Annotated in this window: 21 protein-coding genes; 7 read left to right on the plus strand and 14 right to left on the minus strand. The window is 43.4% G+C overall.

What is annotated here, in order from left to right; translation table 11 throughout:
* From MK127_02560 to MK127_02570, 3 genes are all read right to left on the minus strand, one after another.
* On the minus strand, positions 1 to 831 hold an 831-nt coding region (locus MK127_02560), incomplete at its 3' end, for an LLM class flavin-dependent oxidoreductase (GenBank protein MCH2531679.1).
* Between the two features lie 71 nt (positions 832 to 902).
* Positions 903 to 1625: a hypothetical protein gene (locus MK127_02565; protein ID MCH2531680.1), complete on the minus strand. Its 723-nt coding sequence runs from the start codon at positions 1623 to 1625 to the stop codon at positions 903 to 905.
* Between the two features lie 129 nt (positions 1626 to 1754).
* Entirely contained in the window at positions 1755 to 2996 is a 1242-nt protein-coding gene (locus tag MK127_02570; GenBank protein MCH2531681.1) for an MFS transporter, read from the minus strand.
* Positions 2997 to 3032: 36 nt separating this feature from the next.
* On the opposite strand from MK127_02570, the gene MK127_02575 reads away from it, so the two are divergent.
* The 6 genes from MK127_02575 to hisB are packed head-to-tail and all read left to right on the plus strand — an operon-like array spanning position 3033 to position 8976.
* Positions 3033 to 3782, plus strand: coding sequence for a biotin--[acetyl-CoA-carboxylase] ligase (locus MK127_02575; protein ID MCH2531682.1), 750 nt, complete (start codon positions 3033 to 3035; stop codon positions 3780 to 3782).
* Positions 3783 to 3827: 45 nt separating this feature from the next.
* Positions 3828 to 5225: a histidine--tRNA ligase family protein gene (locus MK127_02580; protein MCH2531683.1), complete on the plus strand. Its 1398-nt coding sequence runs from the start codon at positions 3828 to 3830 to the stop codon at positions 5223 to 5225.
* Positions 5209 to 5937 carry an ATP phosphoribosyltransferase gene (gene hisG / locus MK127_02585; GenBank protein ID MCH2531684.1) on the plus strand — a complete coding sequence of 243 codons (729 nt, stop codon included), beginning with the start codon at positions 5209 to 5211 and terminating at the stop codon, positions 5935 to 5937. Before MK127_02580 ends, hisG begins: the two co-directional genes overlap by 17 nt.
* 3 nt (positions 5938 to 5940) lie before the next feature.
* Entirely contained in the window at positions 5941 to 7281 is a 1341-nt protein-coding gene (gene hisD / locus MK127_02590) for a histidinol dehydrogenase (protein ID MCH2531685.1), read from the plus strand.
* A complete protein-coding gene (gene hisC, locus MK127_02595; GenBank protein MCH2531686.1) occupies positions 7281 to 8369 on the plus strand; it encodes a histidinol-phosphate transaminase in 1089 nt (362 codons plus the stop codon). Before hisD ends, hisC begins: the two co-directional genes overlap by 1 nt.
* Before the next feature lie 7 nt (positions 8370 to 8376).
* Entirely contained in the window at positions 8377 to 8976 is a 600-nt protein-coding gene (gene hisB, locus MK127_02600) for an imidazoleglycerol-phosphate dehydratase HisB (protein ID MCH2531687.1), read from the plus strand.
* On the opposite strand, the gene purS is transcribed toward hisB, so the two are convergent.
* The 11 genes from purS to guaA are packed head-to-tail and all read right to left on the minus strand — an operon-like array spanning position 8973 to position 18289.
* Positions 8973 to 9203 (minus strand): phosphoribosylformylglycinamidine synthase subunit PurS, encoded by a 231-nt coding sequence (purS, locus tag MK127_02605; GenBank protein MCH2531688.1) that lies wholly within the window; start codon positions 9201 to 9203, stop codon positions 8973 to 8975. The two genes, hisB and purS, sit on opposite strands and share 4 nt — an antisense overlap.
* A gap of 29 nt (positions 9204 to 9232) precedes the next feature.
* Positions 9233 to 9967 (minus strand): DUF3105 domain-containing protein, encoded by a 735-nt coding sequence (locus MK127_02610; GenBank protein ID MCH2531689.1) that lies wholly within the window; start codon positions 9965 to 9967, stop codon positions 9233 to 9235.
* A gap of 15 nt (positions 9968 to 9982) precedes the next feature.
* Entirely contained in the window at positions 9983 to 10894 is a 912-nt protein-coding gene (locus MK127_02615; GenBank protein ID MCH2531690.1) for a phosphoribosylaminoimidazolesuccinocarboxamide synthase, read from the minus strand.
* A 17-nt stretch (positions 10895 to 10911) separates the two neighbouring features.
* Positions 10912 to 12207 (minus strand): adenylosuccinate lyase, encoded by a 1296-nt coding sequence (gene purB / locus MK127_02620; GenBank protein ID MCH2531691.1) that lies wholly within the window; start codon positions 12205 to 12207, stop codon positions 10912 to 10914.
* On the minus strand, positions 12204 to 12842 hold the full coding sequence (locus tag MK127_02625; GenBank protein ID MCH2531692.1) for an HAD-IB family phosphatase: 639 nt from the start codon (positions 12840 to 12842) through the stop codon (positions 12204 to 12206). Before MK127_02625 ends, purB begins: the two co-directional genes overlap by 4 nt.
* Positions 12843 to 12889: 47 nt before the next feature.
* Positions 12890 to 13351, minus strand: a complete 462-nt coding sequence (gene purE / locus MK127_02630) for a 5-(carboxyamino)imidazole ribonucleotide mutase (protein ID MCH2531693.1) — start codon at positions 13349 to 13351, stop codon at positions 12890 to 12892.
* A 37-nt stretch (positions 13352 to 13388) separates the two neighbouring features.
* Positions 13389 to 14642 carry a phosphoribosylamine--glycine ligase gene (gene purD, locus MK127_02635; protein MCH2531694.1) on the minus strand — a complete coding sequence of 418 codons (1254 nt, stop codon included), beginning with the start codon at positions 14640 to 14642 and terminating at the stop codon, positions 13389 to 13391.
* A 15-nt stretch (positions 14643 to 14657) separates the two neighbouring features.
* The gene (locus MK127_02640; GenBank protein ID MCH2531695.1) at positions 14658 to 15644 is read right to left on the minus strand and encodes a Gfo/Idh/MocA family oxidoreductase; all 987 of its coding nucleotides are present in this window, start codon (positions 15642 to 15644) and stop codon (positions 14658 to 14660) included.
* A 20-nt stretch (positions 15645 to 15664) separates the two neighbouring features.
* Complete coding sequence (locus MK127_02645; GenBank protein MCH2531696.1) at positions 15665 to 16246, minus strand: 5'-methylthioadenosine nucleosidase; 582 nt, start codon at positions 16244 to 16246, stop codon at positions 15665 to 15667.
* Positions 16236 to 16763, minus strand: a complete 528-nt coding sequence (locus tag MK127_02650; GenBank protein ID MCH2531697.1) for an adenine phosphoribosyltransferase — start codon at positions 16761 to 16763, stop codon at positions 16236 to 16238. The genes MK127_02645 and MK127_02650 overlap by 11 nt, the downstream gene beginning before the upstream one ends.
* Positions 16754 to 18289 carry a glutamine-hydrolyzing GMP synthase gene (guaA, locus tag MK127_02655; protein MCH2531698.1) on the minus strand — a complete coding sequence of 512 codons (1536 nt, stop codon included), beginning with the start codon at positions 18287 to 18289 and terminating at the stop codon, positions 16754 to 16756. Before guaA ends, MK127_02650 begins: the two co-directional genes overlap by 10 nt.
* Positions 18290 to 18556: 267 nt before the next feature.
* On the opposite strand from guaA, the gene MK127_02660 reads away from it, so the two are divergent.
* Positions 18557 to 19201 (plus strand): threonylcarbamoyl-AMP synthase, encoded by a 645-nt coding sequence (locus MK127_02660; protein ID MCH2531699.1) that lies wholly within the window; start codon positions 18557 to 18559, stop codon positions 19199 to 19201.

Here is a 19201-nt window from a genome sequence, read left to right on the forward strand (position 1 = left end):
CCGGCGCATAGCACCTTCGATACATTTACCCGGAGGTACATACAAAGTGAGATGTTCCGCGTCGTAAGGGGCGCCATAGTACCGGGGCAAACGCGAGTGGAGTCGTTCCAAGGCTCGCTCCTCCGAGTCATCCACGTCGATGTAACAGAATTTCGCTGGCTCCAAAGAAGCCGGATCCCGACCAAGGTCCACAGCATGGCTGGTGACGATCTCCCAATTGCGCTTGAATATCTCAGGAGTAGTCGTGCTTGAAGCTAGCCAGCCGCTCCCGATTCGTGCAGCGCGTTTCAACGCGGCCTCCACTCTGCCTCCGATCAAGATCGGAATCGGCCTGTCCTCAGGTCGAGGGGTCATCGACTCCGCCAGCGCATTGGGGATATTAGCCTCTCCACTATTACTCTGACCCCAGAAAGAACGGAGAGTCTCAACCGTTTCCACAAATCTACTGACACGGGTACGTGTTGGAATTCCACTAGCTTCATATTCCAGTGGTCGTCCTCCTAATGAAGCACCAACGACTAGCCGGCCGTCCGATAGATGATTGAGCGTCGAGAGCGACTTGGCAAGTGGAATCGGGTTGCGCAGGTTGAAAAGCAAAACGCTAGTACCGAGTTGCACCCGAGAAGTGCAAGAGGCTACAAAAGATAGTGTTGTCACCGCCTCGAGTATGTCGATACCTGGATGAAGAAGCCGATCTTCCACCCAGACGGAATCGAACCCAGAAGCCTCAGCATCAGCAGCAAAGGCCTTCATTTCTTCTGACGACGGGACATCTTCCCAGCCTACGTTGGGGAGATATATACCAAATTTAAGAGTAGGTCTCGGATTCATAGACAAAGCAAATTCCTTTTCCTATTTTAATGCCACGCTCGAATTTACATACTGAACCATTCTGAAGCCTGCTACGGAAGCTTTGGTTCAAGACCAGGAAGGTTTTTGTCAAAATATAATATTCTATTAGGCATTGTTTTTATTATTGTTTCCCTCAGAGATTGGGGAATACGAGTAGGCTTATACCTCAGGGCGTAGTACATAGGAAAGCTTTCGGCCACGTCTTCACGATTTGGATAATCTCTCGCATAAGTGGAAATAAAACTCCCATCTGCTTTCTGGGCTGCTTTCCATTTATCATTGTAGTGGTATGCGTCTAGTGATGTATGTGACGCTTCGTGAATAAACGCTTCTTCTAAATTACCAAGCGCCATGAATTTCAAACCCTGCTCATGGTGGATTAGCAGGTTATTGTTACCTCCACCAAAATTAGCATATCCATTGTGAAGCCAAATCGTATCAACATCTTGTAAAAGAAGCGTAGGCAATCGACCAATTGGAACAAGATACATAAGAGCTACCTCTCTAGCGGTTTTCTTGCTTACAAACTCAGGATTGACCTGAACTTCTATGGTTTTACCATTAGTAAAAGTTGCTTCAAACAAAAATGGAGTAAGAGTAATCCATCCGCTTCTACGATCAAACATTTTCCTTGGATTATCAGGTACTTCCGTTAAAGTTTCGAAATGAGTAGGGTCAGTTTCGTTTATAATTTCAGAAGTATTTGGAGTCCAAAGAGTACCTCTGAAAGGCGGGGCTGGATTGCCTGAGCACGAAATAGTAATCAGTAGCATTGTTGTTAGCACAGCGGTGAAACGAACCAAGGAAACACCTTATTTAAGCAAAGGAATGGGCTGCCGTAGACTCAATCGCTAAGCTACTCGCGCAGCATACGCAATGCTATAGCAAAAAATCGCATTTCGTCAGGTTCGCTTATATGTTTCTTTACCTAAAACCATGACCATCGCGGTACCGATAAGTAAAAGGACTACAACAGCTAAGAATGCGCTAGTGAAACTAACTGTGTCCGCAATCAGTCCTATAAATAATGGCCCCGCTGTTTGGCCCGCGCTTTGGGAAAAAGCCCAAACTCCAAGAAACGCACCTCTTTTATCCTCAGGAGCAAGATCCATGGCATAAGTTTGCACAGTACCTGTTCCGATCGCTTCAGCAAGCCCAAATATCAGAACAGCTGCTAACGCGCCTGTAAAACTCGATAGGTCTGACATAAGCCAGACCGAAAGCGCAGTAATTATTAATCCTATAATTAATGTTTTTTTTCGACCGTATCGATCGGCTGCAATACCAGATGGAATGGCCGCAAAGAGAGCTAATATTCCTGAAATTGCAATCAAATTGCCAACTTGAATTTCATCCAATCCAGCTACATCAGTTCCCTGTACTGGGAAGAAAGTACGGAAAACTCCAGTACCTCCAACCACCATACTGACTGCAAAGGTACCGATAGCCAATGCTAGAAATGCGCGATTTCTGAACATATTTAGATCAAGATTAGGAATCCATTTTCTCTTTCTCTTAGTGATGGTCTCTCCAGAACCTGCAGGCGTATGACGCTTTGTATGAGACTCGCGTATCCACCAAACAGTAACGATGATTACGGCCACTTTATTGATGGCAATGAAAAGGAAAACTGATGGCAACGATATTACAGTGGCTACTATCCCTGCGACTGCAGGGCCAGCAAGCAAGCCAATGCGAGAGGAAGTCTGCCTCAATGCGACGGCCCTTCCTCTGGAAGCAATCTCTGTTTCATCAGCTAGTAATGCATTTGAAGAAGTCAGCCAAACAGCAATCCCTGTTCCTCCTAAAATTTCGAGTAAGAAGAAAGGAAGGTAGGTTTCAGAAAAAAATTGACCTGTTAATGAAGTGATGTGGATAGCCGCGCCAAGAATAATAAACGGCTTTCGCCCAAATTTATCTGTTAAATACCCTGTAAGAGCACCCACAAAAGTTCGAGGGGCAGCGCTTACGGATGACGCTAAGGCGACAAGAAGGAATGAGTCGCTTACGGAATATGCAAATAATGGCCTTACCAGCCATAACCCGCCAGTTCCAAATCCCCAAAAGAAGAACATTAAAAAAACAGGTAATGTTCTGGGATTTAGAAGGTCCAATATGCCTTCTTTTTTCGTTTCCACGCGCATTTAGGCATCCTACACCTTCTAGAGTAAAATCGCAGAATGAGTAAAGATTTACAGTTAATTGGAAATGAAATATTGAGCTTTGACAGCGTCATGTCAACCATGGATATTGCCTGGGAACATTACGAACTAGGCAAAGAGCATGGCCTAGTTATATTGGCAAAGCGCCAAACCCAAGGTAGGGGCCGATTCTCGCGACGGTGGGTAACTGGTTACGACGAAACATTATCAATGTCTGTTCTTCTTAACCCCCCCTTAGATCTACTGCCTTTCATACCGATTGCTGCCAATTTGGCTATATCTGACACTCTAAACGATCTTGCAAACGTTGAATGTCTGTACAAATGGCCTAACGATGTCTTGGTTTCAACAAGAAAAATTTCTGGAGTATTACTCGAAAGTCGCGTATCTACAGACGGGGTATGCGCGGCTGTTATTGGCATTGGAGCAAACATTAACTTGGATGTCAGTGCATATTCCGAACTGTCAGACTCAGCAACAAGTTTGTATGCCTTAACCAATCAAATTGTTGATATGCGAATGGTAGAGAAACGAGTTATCCAAAATTTGCAAAACAGGTATGCAGAGGCTAGTTCCAATCCAGCATACACCCTAGCAAAATGGTCTGCGAGCTTAGCTACTCTCGGTAAAGAAATAGTAGTGCATCAAAGGTCGGGTGCAATTTCAGGAATAGCAGAAGGAATTGACAACCGAGGAAGGTTGATCCTCCGTCTGCCTTCAGGTAAGGCTGCTATCCTTGAAGAAGGAGATGTAACTCTGTCAGCGTAACTCTATCAGGTACAATAGACTAAAGAGCGATATCAAGAGAATTAAATGAACCTCCCTCCTAATAGTTCCCAACAGCAACAACGATTAGTTTCAGACATAAATATTCGTCTCAGGAAATTTTTTGAACGAAGAGGGTATGAACTTTTCTCTACATCAATGCTTGAGCGAACAGACTTGTATTTAAAAAAGTCAGGAGGAGAGCTTGCTTCACGCATGTATTCATTTACTGATCCTAGTGGTGCTGAAGTAAGCATGAGGCCTGAATTTACATCCTCTGTGGTTAAAAATTATGTCAGCGGCCTCCTCAAAGGCCCATTACCTCAAAGATGGACCTACTCTGGCTCTGTGTTTCGCTATGAACCGGGATTTTCCGGGGAATTTCAGCAAATTGGAGCAGAACTGCTTGGGGCAGGTAGCTCTGATGCAGATGCTGAAATTGTTGCCATGGCATCGCAAAGCCTCTCTACCATCGGTATTCGTGGGCATAAGATACGCATTGGTCACATGGGAGTGGTCTCTGAAATGCTTGAATGTTTAGGGCTTTCAAAACGAGCAGGCGTCTTCCTTTTACGTAACATTCCACAACTTCGAACTGGTGAGGCAGGATTAGCTCAAATACGTGAAAGTGCTAGTCGTTTTGGACTATTAAGTTCTGGTAATAATTCAGATCTTGCACGAATCACGCGCGAAATGCCGCAACAAGATGTCATACAAATGATAAAAGGTTTTATTGGAGATGGAATGCACGGCGCTTTGGGACAGCGAACTTCTGAAGAAATAATTTCCAGGTACTTGGAGAAATTGCGAGAAGAAGGTCAGGCTGAATTTTTTGATATAGCGATTGAGTTATGCAAGGAATTAATAGCACTTGCAGGGCCTCCACTTGTTGCTAGGAAGAAACTGACAAAGCTCGCAAAAGCATATTCAATTCCCGAAAATGTTTTCGATCCAATCGATTCATTCTTTGACTCACTGGGGCATTATGACATGAAAAATGTCCCTCTTATTTTAGACCTAGCCTCTGCGCGAGGGATTGCATATTACACTGGAATCATTTTCGATATTGAAAACCCGCGGATTAAGATCGGCCGTTCAATAGGTGGGGGAGGTCGATATGATGGGTTGATTGAAGCATTGGGAGGGAAAAAATCATTACCAGCAATGGGTTTTGCATTAAATTTGGAGCAAGTAGCCAATTTGCTCCCCAAGGACTATGACCTAGATTTAGAAGAAACTCCCGCAAAAATACTCGTCACCGCGCAAGAAACTGCAATGAGCGAAGCTGTCGCTACAGCAGAGAGATTGCGGGCACAAGGGTTTTTTGCTGAAATCGACCTTGAGTGCAAAGATGATGCTAGCGCTGCAAAATATGCAAAGCAGCGTGATATTCAAACTATTATGAGGGTAGGGCAGGATGGCCAAGTCAATGAGCAATTTATCTAGCTCTGCATCTGAAATTTTACGTTTGGTAATACCGAGTGATGGAGCAATGTACCAAGAAACTTTAGATTTCTTAGCCGAATGCGACATGCACGTTCGCAGGCCAAGTGCTCGTGGCTACACTGGCAAGTTAACGTCGATATCTTCAGTGGAAATTGTCTTTCAACGGACCGCAGATATTTCGAGCAGGGTAGAAGCAGGTGACGCAGATATAGGAATTGTTGGGTATGACCGCTTTGCTGAAAGCCGTATTGATGATAGTGACGCAGCAGTGGTAATTCCCAATTTAGGCTTTGGCAAATGCGCATTAGTTGTAGCGGTCCCTGAGAGTTGGGTCGATGTTGAATCCATGTCTGACTTAGCAGACTTAGCTGTGATATTCCAAGAAACCAATAGAGAATTGCGTGTGGCTACAAAGTATCCTTCATTGACACGTAAATTCCTCTACCGACATGACGTTAATTATTTTTTGCTATCAGTTTTATCAGGAACAGTAGAACCTGCTCCAAGTATGGGCTACGCAGATTTCATAGTTGATTTGACTGCTAGTGGTCAGACTTTGCGCGAAAATCATTTAAAGCAAGTCGCTGATGGAACTGTAGTTCAATCAGAGGGAGCTTTAATTGCAAATCGGCGATTATTAAGTCAATCAGATAAAAAAACAGAGCTTTTCCAAGAAATAATTAAACGTATTGAAGCACAGAGACTGGTATAGCTAATGAGAATCGTTGAAAATTTCGCTACTAGCCTTCGAGAATTGGAGCGTTACCCAAGTCAGGAAGATCCTAATCTTCCGTCTCACGTACTTGATAGACTTGCGACAATATTTGGAGAAGCTATCTCTGCAACTGAAGCGGTATGGCGAATTATTGCAGATATCCGACTCCATGGGGACCAAGCAATTCTTGACTACACTAAGCGTATTGATGGAACTGAGCTAGTTAATCTAGACATACCGAGTGACACATGGGCTAGCGCTTCAGTTAATTTGAATGAAACTTTACGCGAGGCCTTATCGCTTTCATCGTCACGGATTTTTGATTTCCACCAAGCATGCCTGCCAAAAGATTGGTTTGATGGAAATTTGGGAGTAGGGCTCAAGCACGTTCCCATCGAAAGAGTTGGGATTTATATTCCTGGCGGCACTGCAACGTACCCATCTACAGTCCTGATGAGTGCAATACCGGCACGCGTAGCAGGGGTTAAAGAAATCATTCTATGTACCCCAAATCCGACCGATTCGGTTTTAACTGCTGCACTTAATGCAAAAGTAGATCAGGTATTTCAAATTGGAGGAGCGCAAGCTATCGCTGCAATGGCATTTGGCAGTGAAAGTATCCCACGGGTGGACAAGATTGTCGGGCCAGGGAATATTTTTGTCTCGATTGCAAAGCGGCTTGTATATGGGAGTGTAGACATTGATGGTCTCTATGGTCCTACAGAAACATTGATAATTGCCGATGATTCAGTGAATCCACAAATAATTGCTTCCGATTTACTAGCACAGGCAGAGCATGACGATCTTGCTACTCCAATACTTATAACTTTTTCACGCGCTATAGCTAACCTCGTTAATGATCACATTGAAGAACAGTCAGCAAATATGCCTAGGGAATCGATTATCAAAAATTCTTTGGCCAACCAAGGCGCTATTCATCTTGTTTCTGATGTATCTGAGGCTATTAAGCTATCCAATGTATTCGCGCCAGAGCACCTCAGTTTACTTATACGAGATGCAGAGAAATACATTCCGCAAATCGAAAATGCAGGTGGAATCTTCGTAGGGGAAAACAGCCCTGAAGTTTTAGGGGATTATGTGATTGGACCCAGTCATGTGATGCCAACTGGTGGTACTGCAAGATTTGCCTCTAACTTGGGAATTAATTCCTTTCTCAAGCAGATTCCTATAATGAATTTGTCATCTTCAACAATGCTGCAACTTGCACCCGCAGCTGTCGAAATAGCTGGCATAGAAGGTCTAAGTGCACATTCTGCCTCTGCTGCAATACGGATTGAAGGGATTGAAAGTACTTCCGACGAAAAGGGGCAATCGAGCTGATGTCAAATATCAATCCTTTAAATTATATTCACGATAGATGGCGTAGGCTTTCACCTTATGAAGCCGTAGATCCTCCGGAGAAATTGGCTGAAGCTGCAGGCATTCAAGAGAATGAAGTCATAAAGCTCAATGCTAATGAAAACCCTTATGGTCCTTCACCTCTGGTGCTAGAGGCTCTACGAGATCTTCCTAATGTCCACATTTACCCCGACCCAGCGCAAGTAGCCATGCGTAAAGCCATAGGGGATTACATTAAGGTTGATCCACATAATGTCGTAGTTGGCAATGGTAGTGATGAAATAATTGATCTGGTGTTCCGTGCAGTTCTATCGGACGGCGATGCAATTATTAATGCAGTGCCCACTTTTGGGATGTACCCAGTAACGGCCCAGATTTGTGGGGCTAATACTATTTCTATACCCAGGGGTTCTTCATTTGAAATACCTGTTCATGAAGTAATGGCATGTGCAAGCAAAGCCAAAATAATAGTAGTTGTATCCCCCAATAACCCAACAGGCAATTTAACTCCCCTTGCAGATATCGAGGTTTTACTTGACTCCGGCTCATTACTTGTATTGGATGAGGCATATGCAGAATTTAGTAATCAAACTGCTATGGGATTAATTAATAAGTATCCAAATTTAATTATCCTCCGAACATTGAGTAAATGGGGTGGGCTTGCTGGATTAAGGGTAGGGTATGGGGTAATGAATACTGCCCTGGCTGATGTTTTAATGAGAGGAAAGCCCCCTTATAACGTTTCACGTACTGCAGAAATTGCGCTATTGGCTTCATTAAAAGACCATGCGGTTTTGGATTCTAGGGCGCAAGTCATAATTGCGGAAAGAGATCGGTTGTACGAAACCTTGGAGAACTTACCCGGAGTAGACCCTCTCCCCTCACAAGCCAATTTCATCCTATGTCATATTGCTGAAGGTCGCGCAAAAATGGTATACGAAGGGCTCGCTCAAAAAGGCATAGCAGTGAGATACTATTCGGAAGGGCGCTTAGAAAATTACCTGCGCATTAGTGTAGGTACAACAGAGCAAACCAACAAGCTAATCGTAGCGCTGAAGACTTTAGTGTAGGTGTTATATGGAAGCCCGAAAAGGTAATTACAGTAGGACCACAGGCGAAACAGAGATTTCCGTTTCAATCAATTTAGATGGAACAGGAGAATCAAACATATCTTCTGGCAACGGCGTACTCGATCACATGATTAACCAGCTTACACGCCATGGGTTAATTGACATTGAACTCCAAGCAAAAGGCGACAGTGCTTTAACAGGCTGGCATCATACGGTTGAGGATTGTGGCATTGCATTAGGCAGGGCATTCTCCGACGCGCTATGCAACGGCGCAGGTATTAGACGAATGGGGCACGCATTGGTTCCTCTGGACGAAGCTCTCGCCCGGGTTGCCCTTGATTTAAGTGGACGCGGCTATGCTGCAGTTGACTTGGGTATAACAGGTACAAATATTGCTGATTTACCAGGCGATTTATTAAGGCATTTTCTTGAATCGTTTGCAGTAGAAGCACGCATGACATTACACATCAATGTATTAGAGGGAATCAACGCGCATCACCGAGCAGAAGCTGCATTCAAAGGATTGGCAAAAGCCTTACGTGATGCAACTGGGCGTGATGAAAGATCTGCAAATACGATACCAAGTACAAAAGGGTCGATCTCTTAAGTCGTTATCTCATCCAGAACAAAATCAAATGATTCTATGACCGTATTCGCAAGTAATTTTTCGCACATGTCAGTTACTTGAGACTCAGCAGATTGTTCATTAGAAGCTTGCAAATCGATAGCAATAAATTTCCCAACTCGCACGTTTTCAACAGATTTAAAGCCCAATGAATTTAATCCAGTCAATACAGCATTACCCTGAGGATCGTTCACGCTTTGCTTAAGCATAATCTTGATCGTTGCCCTGAATAACATTGTTACCCACTAGCCCCGCAGGTACTGCCCATGAATAAAGGTCCTTTATTAAGATGGTCATCCACAAATGCTTGCATACTTTCTTGGTCATCAACTTTCGTTTCCTGCAGCCAACCCCAAGAAGTCATCACGACCTCTCCTGAATCCAGTCCGTTATGAGGGTTTACAAGTAAACACCCCGGATACCCTGGCTGCTGTCGTGCAAAGTCTGCCAGTTTAACCGCATCTGCATCTGACAAACCATGATTAAAAATTACAGCTCCGTATTCAAGATTTCTAACGGCTTGCCCGTCAGAAATCTGTTTGTCATGTACACCCCAATCTGCTGCTAATTCCAATCTTGGTCCGGAGGTTGGAGGAGTCGTAGAATATGAAATAGATGATGTGTCAGATACAACACCGCCAGGCTGAATGGCAATTTGCGTACCTACTAGCTCTTTAACTACTACGTCTTGATTATCAGAGCCAGATCTAACTCCGCCACCTATAGATGGCAAAACAAGTCCTGCTATTAAAGCAATAGCAATAAGGCTACCACCTGCGGTATAGAGCCTACGTTTGCGAGTCTTTTTTGCCTCAGATCTAAGCCGTCGTTCATGTCTCGCTACAGTATTCCGAGACGGAAGTTTTGCTTTTTTAGGAACTCCTCGAGCAGTGGCGCCTTGATCAGTAGGTTCTTCTTCATGCTCTAGGCTCTCAATATTTTCTTCAAAATTATTTGTATCTTCAGCAGTCACGCAATGCTCCTAGGGCTAAAGGTCTAGCGGTGTACCTACAAGCCTCAAATAAGCTTCTAGATAGCGCTCTCGGGTTTTTTCTATTATTTCTGCAGGCAATGAAGGGGCAGGTGGTGTTCTATCCCAGTCTTTTTGTGTCAAAAGCCAGTCTCTGACGAATTGCTTATCAAAATTTGGTTGCGATTTCCCGGGATTATGCCCGGATGCGTCCCAAAATCGACTCGAATCTGGAGTTAATACTTCATCAATCAGGATAATTTGACCATCATGCATGCCAAATTCAAATTTAGTATCAGCAAGCATTATTCCCCGATCCAGTGCAATATCATGTGCTCGTTGGAACACCGCAAATGATAGCTCCTGTAATCTACTAGCAAGCTCAATTCCAACCATTTCACCTAACTCAGCAATTGTGACTGGCTCATCATGCCCTACTTCAGCTTTTGTAGTAGGAGTAAACATTAAATCTGGTAGCTTGCTTCCATCCTGCAACCCTGAAGGCATCTCAACCCCAAAAATAGTCCCGGTTGAATCATAATCAACTAACGCAGAGCCTGTTAGGTAAGCCCTTACAACGCATTCAGCGTCAATTCTCTCTGCTCTCTTCACAATTGTCGCCTGACGCGCGACTTCAACAGGAAGGTTTTTAATTAATTCATTATCTTTAAATCTATCTTGTACCTCCGGATCGTCAGCTAAGCCAATGAAATGGTTTGGAACAATATCCTCAGTTTGCTCAAACCAAAATTGTGACATCCGAGAAAGCACCCGTCCTTTGTCAGGAATGCCGTCCGGCAGAACAACATCAAAAGCAGATATCCTGTCAGTAGCCACCATAAGCAGCAATCCATCACCCAAGTCATAGGTGTCACGAACTTTCCCTCTATAAAGTCTGTCAGGTAACGGTGTTTCTAATAAAGGTTTCATATACATCCCATAATAAATTATTTATCTAAACCGACTCGTTCGTACAAAGCATCGACACATTGCGTATAAAAAGTATAGTCAAAAAGCTCCTCAAGTGAGGAAGGCTCAATGAGCTCTTTCACCTTAGTATCATTTTTAATTAATTCCCGAAAGTCAGCACCTTCGTCCCAAGTTTTTGCTGCATACGATTGCGCTAGTTTATAAGCTTCATCGCGCGACATACCAGCGTTTACCAGTGAAAGCATTACTCTCTGCGAAAAAAGTAAGCCGCGAGTCGATTCTATATTGGCAATCATACGATCGGGGAAAACCGTCATCCCCTGAACAATTCCAGTGAAGATGTTCAAAATATAATCTAAGGCCATGCAAGAATCAGGCAATATAATTCGCTCAGCTGAGGAGTGTGAAATATCGCGTTCATGCCATAAAGCGACATTTTCAAGCCCTGTAATTGAATTGCCTCGTATTAGCCTGGCAAGTCCGCAAACTCTTTCAGATAAATCTGGATTACGCTTATGTGGCATAGCTGACGATCCAGTTTGTCCTTCGCCAAATGGCTCTTCCACTTCGTGCACCTCAGTTCGCTGCAGGCCCCTTATCTCTGTAGCAAATTTCTCTAGTGAAGCCGCGATTACTGCTAGCGTCGTAAGAAAATAAGCATGACGATCTCTTTGTACAATTTGGTTCGATAATGGAGCGTAATCAATACCTAATGCATCACATGCAAACGACTCTATCTCTAGAGGTACTGTAGCATGCGTTCCAACTGCGCCTGAAATTTTACCTACGCTAATTTGTTTTGTCGCATGGATAAGCCGATCTCGATTGCGACGCATTTCATCCCACCACAAAGCTAATTTGAGGCCAAAGGTGGTAGGTTCAGCATGGACGCCATGTGTACGGCCCATCATTAGCGTGTATTTATGCTCTTTGGCCTGAATTTGAATGGCATCAATCAAAGCATCGACCCCGTCAAGCAGGATTTTCGCGGAATCTTTAAGTTGAAGTCCAGTGGCAGTGTCCCACACATCGTTTGAGGTAAGCCCTAAATGAACCCATCTTCCTTCAGGGCCTAAATTAGAGGTTATTGAATAGAGAAATGCAGTAACGTCGTGCTTAGTTTCAGCGAATTTTTCTTCCAGTTTCTTAGAATCCCAAGAGGCATTGCGTATTTTTTCTATATCCTGTTGGGGGATTGTTCCAAGCTTTGCCCAAGCCTCGCATACAGCTAGTTCTACAGCGAGCCATCGATCATATTTGCCATCGTCCGACCAAATACTTTTCATCGGTTCAAGTGCATAACGATCAATCATTTGTAATCTCCAATCGTTTTCTTTGCATAATCAATAATATCGTAGAAACTACCAAGTTTCTGATAGTTGATGGCATTGTCTGTACAAAATGTAACAAGCCAATCTCTTGCAAAGACATAGTCCGCACGCAGAGCAGGGCACGCATCTGAAGTACTATCGCCTGCATAGATTATCGTATCGCCTGAACCTTGGTATTGTTCTAACATTTTGCATTTACAATTGCCTGGCCACGCGAAACAGGATTTGTCTGCGTACGGGTACTTAAATGTCATTTCTGACTTTTCGAAATAGGTTTCTACCGAATGAATAGGAATATTAATGTCCTCAGAATCTAAAGCGGCAGTAATGTAAAAATCTAATCCATGGCTGGTTATTGCAATAGCAATATCATTGTTATTACAAAATTCGACCAACTCTTTAAATCCTGATCGAAGAGGCCTACTCTCTCGTACAAAGTTTTCAATAATGGTCTTACTTTGATCCAGTTGCAAAAATGCTAATTCTTGGTATTTCGCCAAGGATATTTCCCGGTCGGAATACCTATTACGAATTTCTTCCCATGGCACTACGCCTGGGAGCATTACATCAGGCTGAAAACGTTTGAATATCGATTGGCCAACATTTGCAGCAGCCACTGTATCGTCAAAGTCGCATAGGATAGTCAACAAGAGAATTAATTCCTTTAGCGCTGCCTAAGTCGCTCGCGATACTGTTCCACTTCTTCTCGAATTTCAGGGTATTTTATTCCTAAAATTTCAGCAGCAAGCAATGCGGCATTACGTGCACCCCAAGACCCTATCGCTACAGTTGCAACTGGGATGCCAGGAGGCATCTGCACAATAGAATAAAGCGCATCGACTCCCCCTCCCATTTCGCTTGAGGCAATAGGTACTCCGATAACGGGTAGCGTTGTATGAGAAGCAACCACACCAGGAAGTGCAGCTGCACCTCCTGCTGCGGCGACAAATACTTCAACCCCTTCTTTTTGAGCCGTCATAATATACTCTTCAACTTTTTTCGGGTTTCGATGTGCAGAGGCGACTATCAGATCTGCGTCAATTCCCAAATCGCCTAGTGTTTTTTTGGTATCTTCCATCACTGGTTGATCTGTAGCGCTCCCTACAATTATTCCTACTTTTGGCACGGGTACTCCTCTCAATTATTTAATAATTTTGTATTAATTAGAATTGTGCAATATCTGTGCGAAATTCTTTGCCGGTAAATTTAACAGAGCGCACTAATTTGTATGCACTAGCACGAGCTCCTTCCATTGTAGCTGCTTTTCCTATAGCAGTCAGGACTCTTCCTCCTGCGGTAGAGATCACTCCATCACGTAATTGAGTACCTGCATGGAAGATCATACCGTCATCGGATTTTTCATTAGAACCTTCAATTATATAACCTGTTTGATAAGTCCCCGGATAGCCACCTGATGCAATGACAACTCCTACTACGAAGTCATTTTCCCACCGTAATTGCAGATTTTCTAAGTTGCCGTCAAGAACAGCGTCGATTACGTCAATCAAGTCATTTTCAAGGCGAGGCAAGATAAATTCTGCCTCTGGGTCACCCAATCGCGCATTAAACTCAATAATTGAGGGACCTTGCTCTGTTAGCATCAAGCCTCCATATAAAACGCCAATATAAGGCGAACCGTCCAGAGCCAATTGGTCAATCACAGGCTGAATGCAAGTTTCTTTAATTTCCTGTTCAAGGTTATGACTCCACCAAGGTGGCGGGCTGTAGCCACCCATTCCACCAGTGTTTGGCCCTTCGTTACCGTCGTAAGCTCTTTTATAATCGCATGCGGCAACAAGTGAAGATGTATTTTTACCATCGCTAAAACAAAACACGCTTACTTCAGGCCCAGACAAACAATCTTCAATGACTACGCAATGCCCCGAGGACCCAAATATATTTTCAATCATCATATTGTGTAATGCCTCAAGAGCATCATCAATAGACTGAGCGACTACAACACCTTTGCCTGCTGCTAACCCATCTGCTTTTATTACTATAGGCGCGCCATGCTCGAGAACATATTCTCTAGCATCTGAATAGTTATCAAAAACCATAAATGGAGCAGTAGGAGCATTCGCTGCTCTCATTATCTCTTTAGAAAATGACTTGCTGCCTTCGATTCGAGCTGCTTTTTGAGAAGGACCAAAAATACGTAATCCTTCATCTTGAAAGCGATCAACTATCCCGTTAACCAATGGAATTTCCGGTCCTACTACGGTTAGATCTATATCGTTTTCTTTCGCGAATAAAATTAATTTATCGATATCATCGAGTGCAATTGGCACATTTATTGCTAATGCGCCCGTACCAGCATTACCAGGTGCTACAAAAATTTCTGGTTTTTTGGGGCTAATAGAAAGCTTCCAAACAATTGCATGCTCCCTCGCACCACTACCTACTACTAGCAAGCGCATCGATATGATCTTCTCTTAGTTCGTATGAATTTTATTTTCAAAAATTGGCTCCATAGTAGATAAGGCTATGTTCAAAGACTCTAAATTCAAAGGCTCCTGACTAATCGTGCTTTTTAGAAATTCGGTGATTGAGTTTTCGAGGCCAATATCCCAATTATCTCTGTAGGATATGGAATTTTCGTAAGTTTTAGGCGGTGAAATAAATCTACCGTCTTCGTCATAATAATTCCTTGGCTCATGAATGTGCTCTGCTACTCCATCGTAACGGTATAGACCGTCTGTGCAAGTCAAAAGCAAATCAAATTGGTACGGCACTGAATAGCTCACGAATATATTTACACGCGCTTTGTTCGCCATATCAAGGGTTATCATAGAGGTATCTGGGACGTCACCATTTCCTGAGAAATTTTCAGATTTAATGTTCCCATTTACGATTCCACCAAAAAGATGAATAGCCGCATTTATAAAATGTACTCCGGTTTGTTCAGCAACCCCATTCGTACTGAGCGTTGATCTCCAGTTCTTTATATATTTATCGGAGTATGCGAATCCATGCCCCATGCGAATAGCCATTTCTATAGGAGCCCCTAATCGGTTTTTTGTAACAATTTCTTTTATTTTCCTGAAAACTGGCGAATCAATAAATGAGTAATTTACTTTAATCCTCTGCTTTGCTTCTAGATTGAGATTTAACAAATACTTTGAGTTTTCGATGTTCGTAACAAGCGGCTTTTCAACCAAAATATATCCTGTGAATTTGGTTAATTTCTGTATGTATTCAACGTGCGATGGTGTAGGGCTTGCAATAATAATAGCGTTGCAAGAAAAGAGTGTTTGTAAATCATTGGTAACTCTAGGGTCTATGCCTTTGTAATCACGGTGATAGTAGATTTTTATATCTTCCACTAAATCGGATTTTTCCAAGATTTTTATGAGCCGAAGCGCGTGATTATCTTTACCAATAACGCCTACAGATAAGTTGTTATTTTTATGACGATTCATGAACAGCTCGTATTATTCGATTAAATATTCGTTTCTTCAAGCACATTTTGAATGAATAAGTTCGCGCCTGCAAAAAACATTTGACTTAGCCATTCTGGGTCACTCCAACGATCTACTGCATTTTCATCTGCTTGATCAGAAACATATTTGTAGCAAAAAAAATCTAGTTCATTAGCAAGGCTATATTTAGCTAGAGCATAAGCCTCCATATCTACCAAATCTGTATACAAAATATCTCCGTCAGTAACAAAGTTATCGCCGCTACCGCAGCTTAGTCCTGCCCTGCCCAGTTCTATAGTATCGATAGGATCAAATGGTGTTTGCCCTATTTTAAAGCCTAAGCTCCTTGCGTCCATGTCCCGTTGCTCTAATACCGTCACTTCATGCAGTCCAGAAATATTTTTATTGACCGCTCCTGCGGTCCCATAATTTATTAATGTTCTAGGAGAATGAATTTTTACTGCTTTCTGAACTCCAATCATTGCGTTCACTTTTCCCACACCTGTATAGCAAACATTCCAATCAGGAACGAGAGATTTAGGTAACTCTTGTTCTAGCGCAACCACTATAAGAGTATGTTCTTTAGTGAATTTAGTCGTCATATTGGGTTAAGGAAAAAATTGGGCAGTTGAGTGTGTCTTTGCCTTTCAAGTTTAAGAGCTCTACTACAACCGCGCAGCCGACGACTTGCGCGCCTTGTGACTCAATCAATTCCTTTGCGCAGCTTAATGTGCCGCCAGTGGCAAGTAAGTCATCCATCAAAACAACACGCGCGTCCTTCAAATCAGCATCTTGCTTGATGGAAAGCCCATCTATCCCGTATTCCAAGCTATATTTTCTAGATTCTAGTTGCCCGGGCAACTTACCAATCTTTCTAACCATGATTGAGCCTATATTCAATACGTCCGCGACAAGCGCAGAAAACAAAAACCCTCTCGCATCAATTCCGGCGATATAGTCAGGAGACCAATGTTCAATGGCAGTAGCTAGATTAGTTTTGGACCAAGACATCGCTTCGGGTGACTTTAACAATGGACTTATATCTCTGAATAATATTCCCGCTTCAGGAAAATCGGGGTAGCTAGCTACAAATTTATCAATGTCCACGTTCATTCCCATTCAATCGTACCAGGAGGTTTGCTAGTAATGTCGTACACCACACGGTTAACGCTTGGTACCTCATTCACAATACGATTAGAAATTCGTGCAAGCGTATCGTATGGAAGCCGTGCCCAATCAGCAGTCATGGCATCGTCACTTGTTACAGCACGTAGTGCTACCACATGCTGATACGTCCTTTGGTCTCCCATAACTCCTACTGTCCTAGTGTCTGTTAAGACTGCAAAACTTTGCCACAAATTTTCGTAGAGCCTGTCATTTTTTATTTCGTCCATAACGATCCAATCTGCCGCCCGGAGCGCCTCCAGTTTTGCAAAAGTGACATCACCAATCACGCGTATTGCTAACCCAGGTCCTGGAAAGGGCTGCCGGTTCAAAATAGTTGAAGGCAGGCCCAACTCGGCGCCGGCAAGCCTGACTTCGTCTTTGAACAAATATCGTAACGGCTCTACCAATTTCAGCTTCATTCGTTCAGGCAAACCGCCTACATTATGATGGGTTTTTATCTTATGGGCAGCAGTACTTTCAGATGTTTGGCTTTCGATAACATCCGGGTAAAGAGTTCCTTGTGCTAAGAAGTCTACTGAGCCCAAGGCTCCAGCTTGTTCCTCAAATATATTTATGAATTCAGCTCCAATAGTTTTTCGTTTTTCTTCAGGGTCCGCGATACCTGCTAACGCGGTTAAGAATCTTTCTTCTGCGTCTACATATATCAAATTCAACCCTAAACTATCTTGGAAAACTTGACGTACCCGCTCAGGCTCCTCACGCCGGAGCAGCCCGTTATTTACAAAAATACAAGTTAATTGATCTCCAATTGCCTCATGTACAAGCTTTGCAGTAACTGCAGAGTCCACTCCGCCTGATAGCGCACAAATTACTTTGCCACTACCTACTTGTTTTTTTATTCTTTCGATGGTTTCTGAGACGAAATTACCTGGTGTCCAATCGCCTGCAATATTACAGATCTTGTAGGCGAAGTTCCTTAAAACTTCAGTCCCTTGCGGAGTGTGAACAACTTCAGGGTGAAATTGAATGCCAAATATATTCGAATCATTGGCCATTGCTGCAACAGGTGAATTCTCGCTATACGCTATGGAATTAAATCCAGGAGGTAAATTGCTGATCCTGTCACCATGGCTCATCCAAACTGCTAGCTCTTCGTCCAAGTTTTCAAACAATGTACTAGGGTTATTTTTGTGTATGACTGCAAATCCGTATTCACGTTCAGTAGCAGGCGCCACCTCGCCACCTAATTGATGAGCAATGAGCTGCATCCCGTAGCAAATACCTAGTACTGGTACACCCATGTCAAATACCCAAGGTTGTGCCATAGGCGCATTGTCTTCGTATACCGAAGACGGCCCCCCTGAAAGAATAATGCCTTTTAAATTGAGATTGCTGATAGCCTCACGCGAAGCTTTAGGTGAAATCAGTTCACAGTAGACATTCTGTTCTCGAATCCTACGCGCAATTAAACGGCTGTATTGGGATCCAAAATCTACTACCGCTATAGCCTCCGGCATACGTATTGGTTCAGGAAATACAGGAGCACTACTAGACGTGCCTTCTCTCTCTTGAGCAATTTCAAGATAAGTCGAAACCTCAAGATCGCCAGTAGTTGCGACTCTATGAGTATCGCTAGATTCGTTTCTGGAGTTTTCTTTGTCGGGCATTTTGTTCTCGCTGAGCAACCTAAAAGTAGCATCGTCTAACATGTTGGTCAATTTCAAGTGATTAAGCCTTTATAATTGTTTGAGTGATATACTCGCTGCAACTTAAGAAGGCTTGATATGCCCCTTGTAGCTGACAACCCAAACAATCGGTCAATTGCTTCAATTTTATTACGCGAAGGTGGTGTAATAGCATACCCAACAGACACCGTCTACGGACTGGGTGCTTCGGTATTCAACTACTCTTCAATTTCGACAATGTTTGTAATAAAAGCTAGAAGTAGGGATCAGGCAGTTCCTGTCCTCATTGCTTCAGAAACGCAATTAGGCGAAGTTGCTATTGATATATCAAATGATGCATTGAAACTTGCCAAAGCTTTTTGGCCAGGCAAACTTACTCTCGTAATGAAGCGGCACCCAGATCTCCCGTCATTGATTACTGGAGGAGGAGATACTGTAGGTGTTAGATTACCGGACCATCCATGCCCGCAAGCATTAATTCAGGCCCTAGGCTCGCCTATTACTGGCACTAGTGCTAACCGCCACAACGGGCAGGAGCCTACTTCAGCCCAAGAGGTACAAAAGCAATTAGGCAATCGCCTAAGCTTGATACTTGACGGAGGGCCAAGCCCTAGCAATTTACCATCAACCATTATTGATACAACACAGACACCGCCAAAAGTGTTGCGAGCCGGGGTGCTCTCGATCGCAGAGATCCGGAAAGTGTGCGATGTCACGCAGTCTCATGCAGGTGGAGACGAGTAA

The organism is Dehalococcoidia bacterium, assembly GCA_022449765.1.
GTDB lineage: Bacteria > Chloroflexota > Dehalococcoidia > Lucifugimonadales > Australimonadaceae > UBA2963.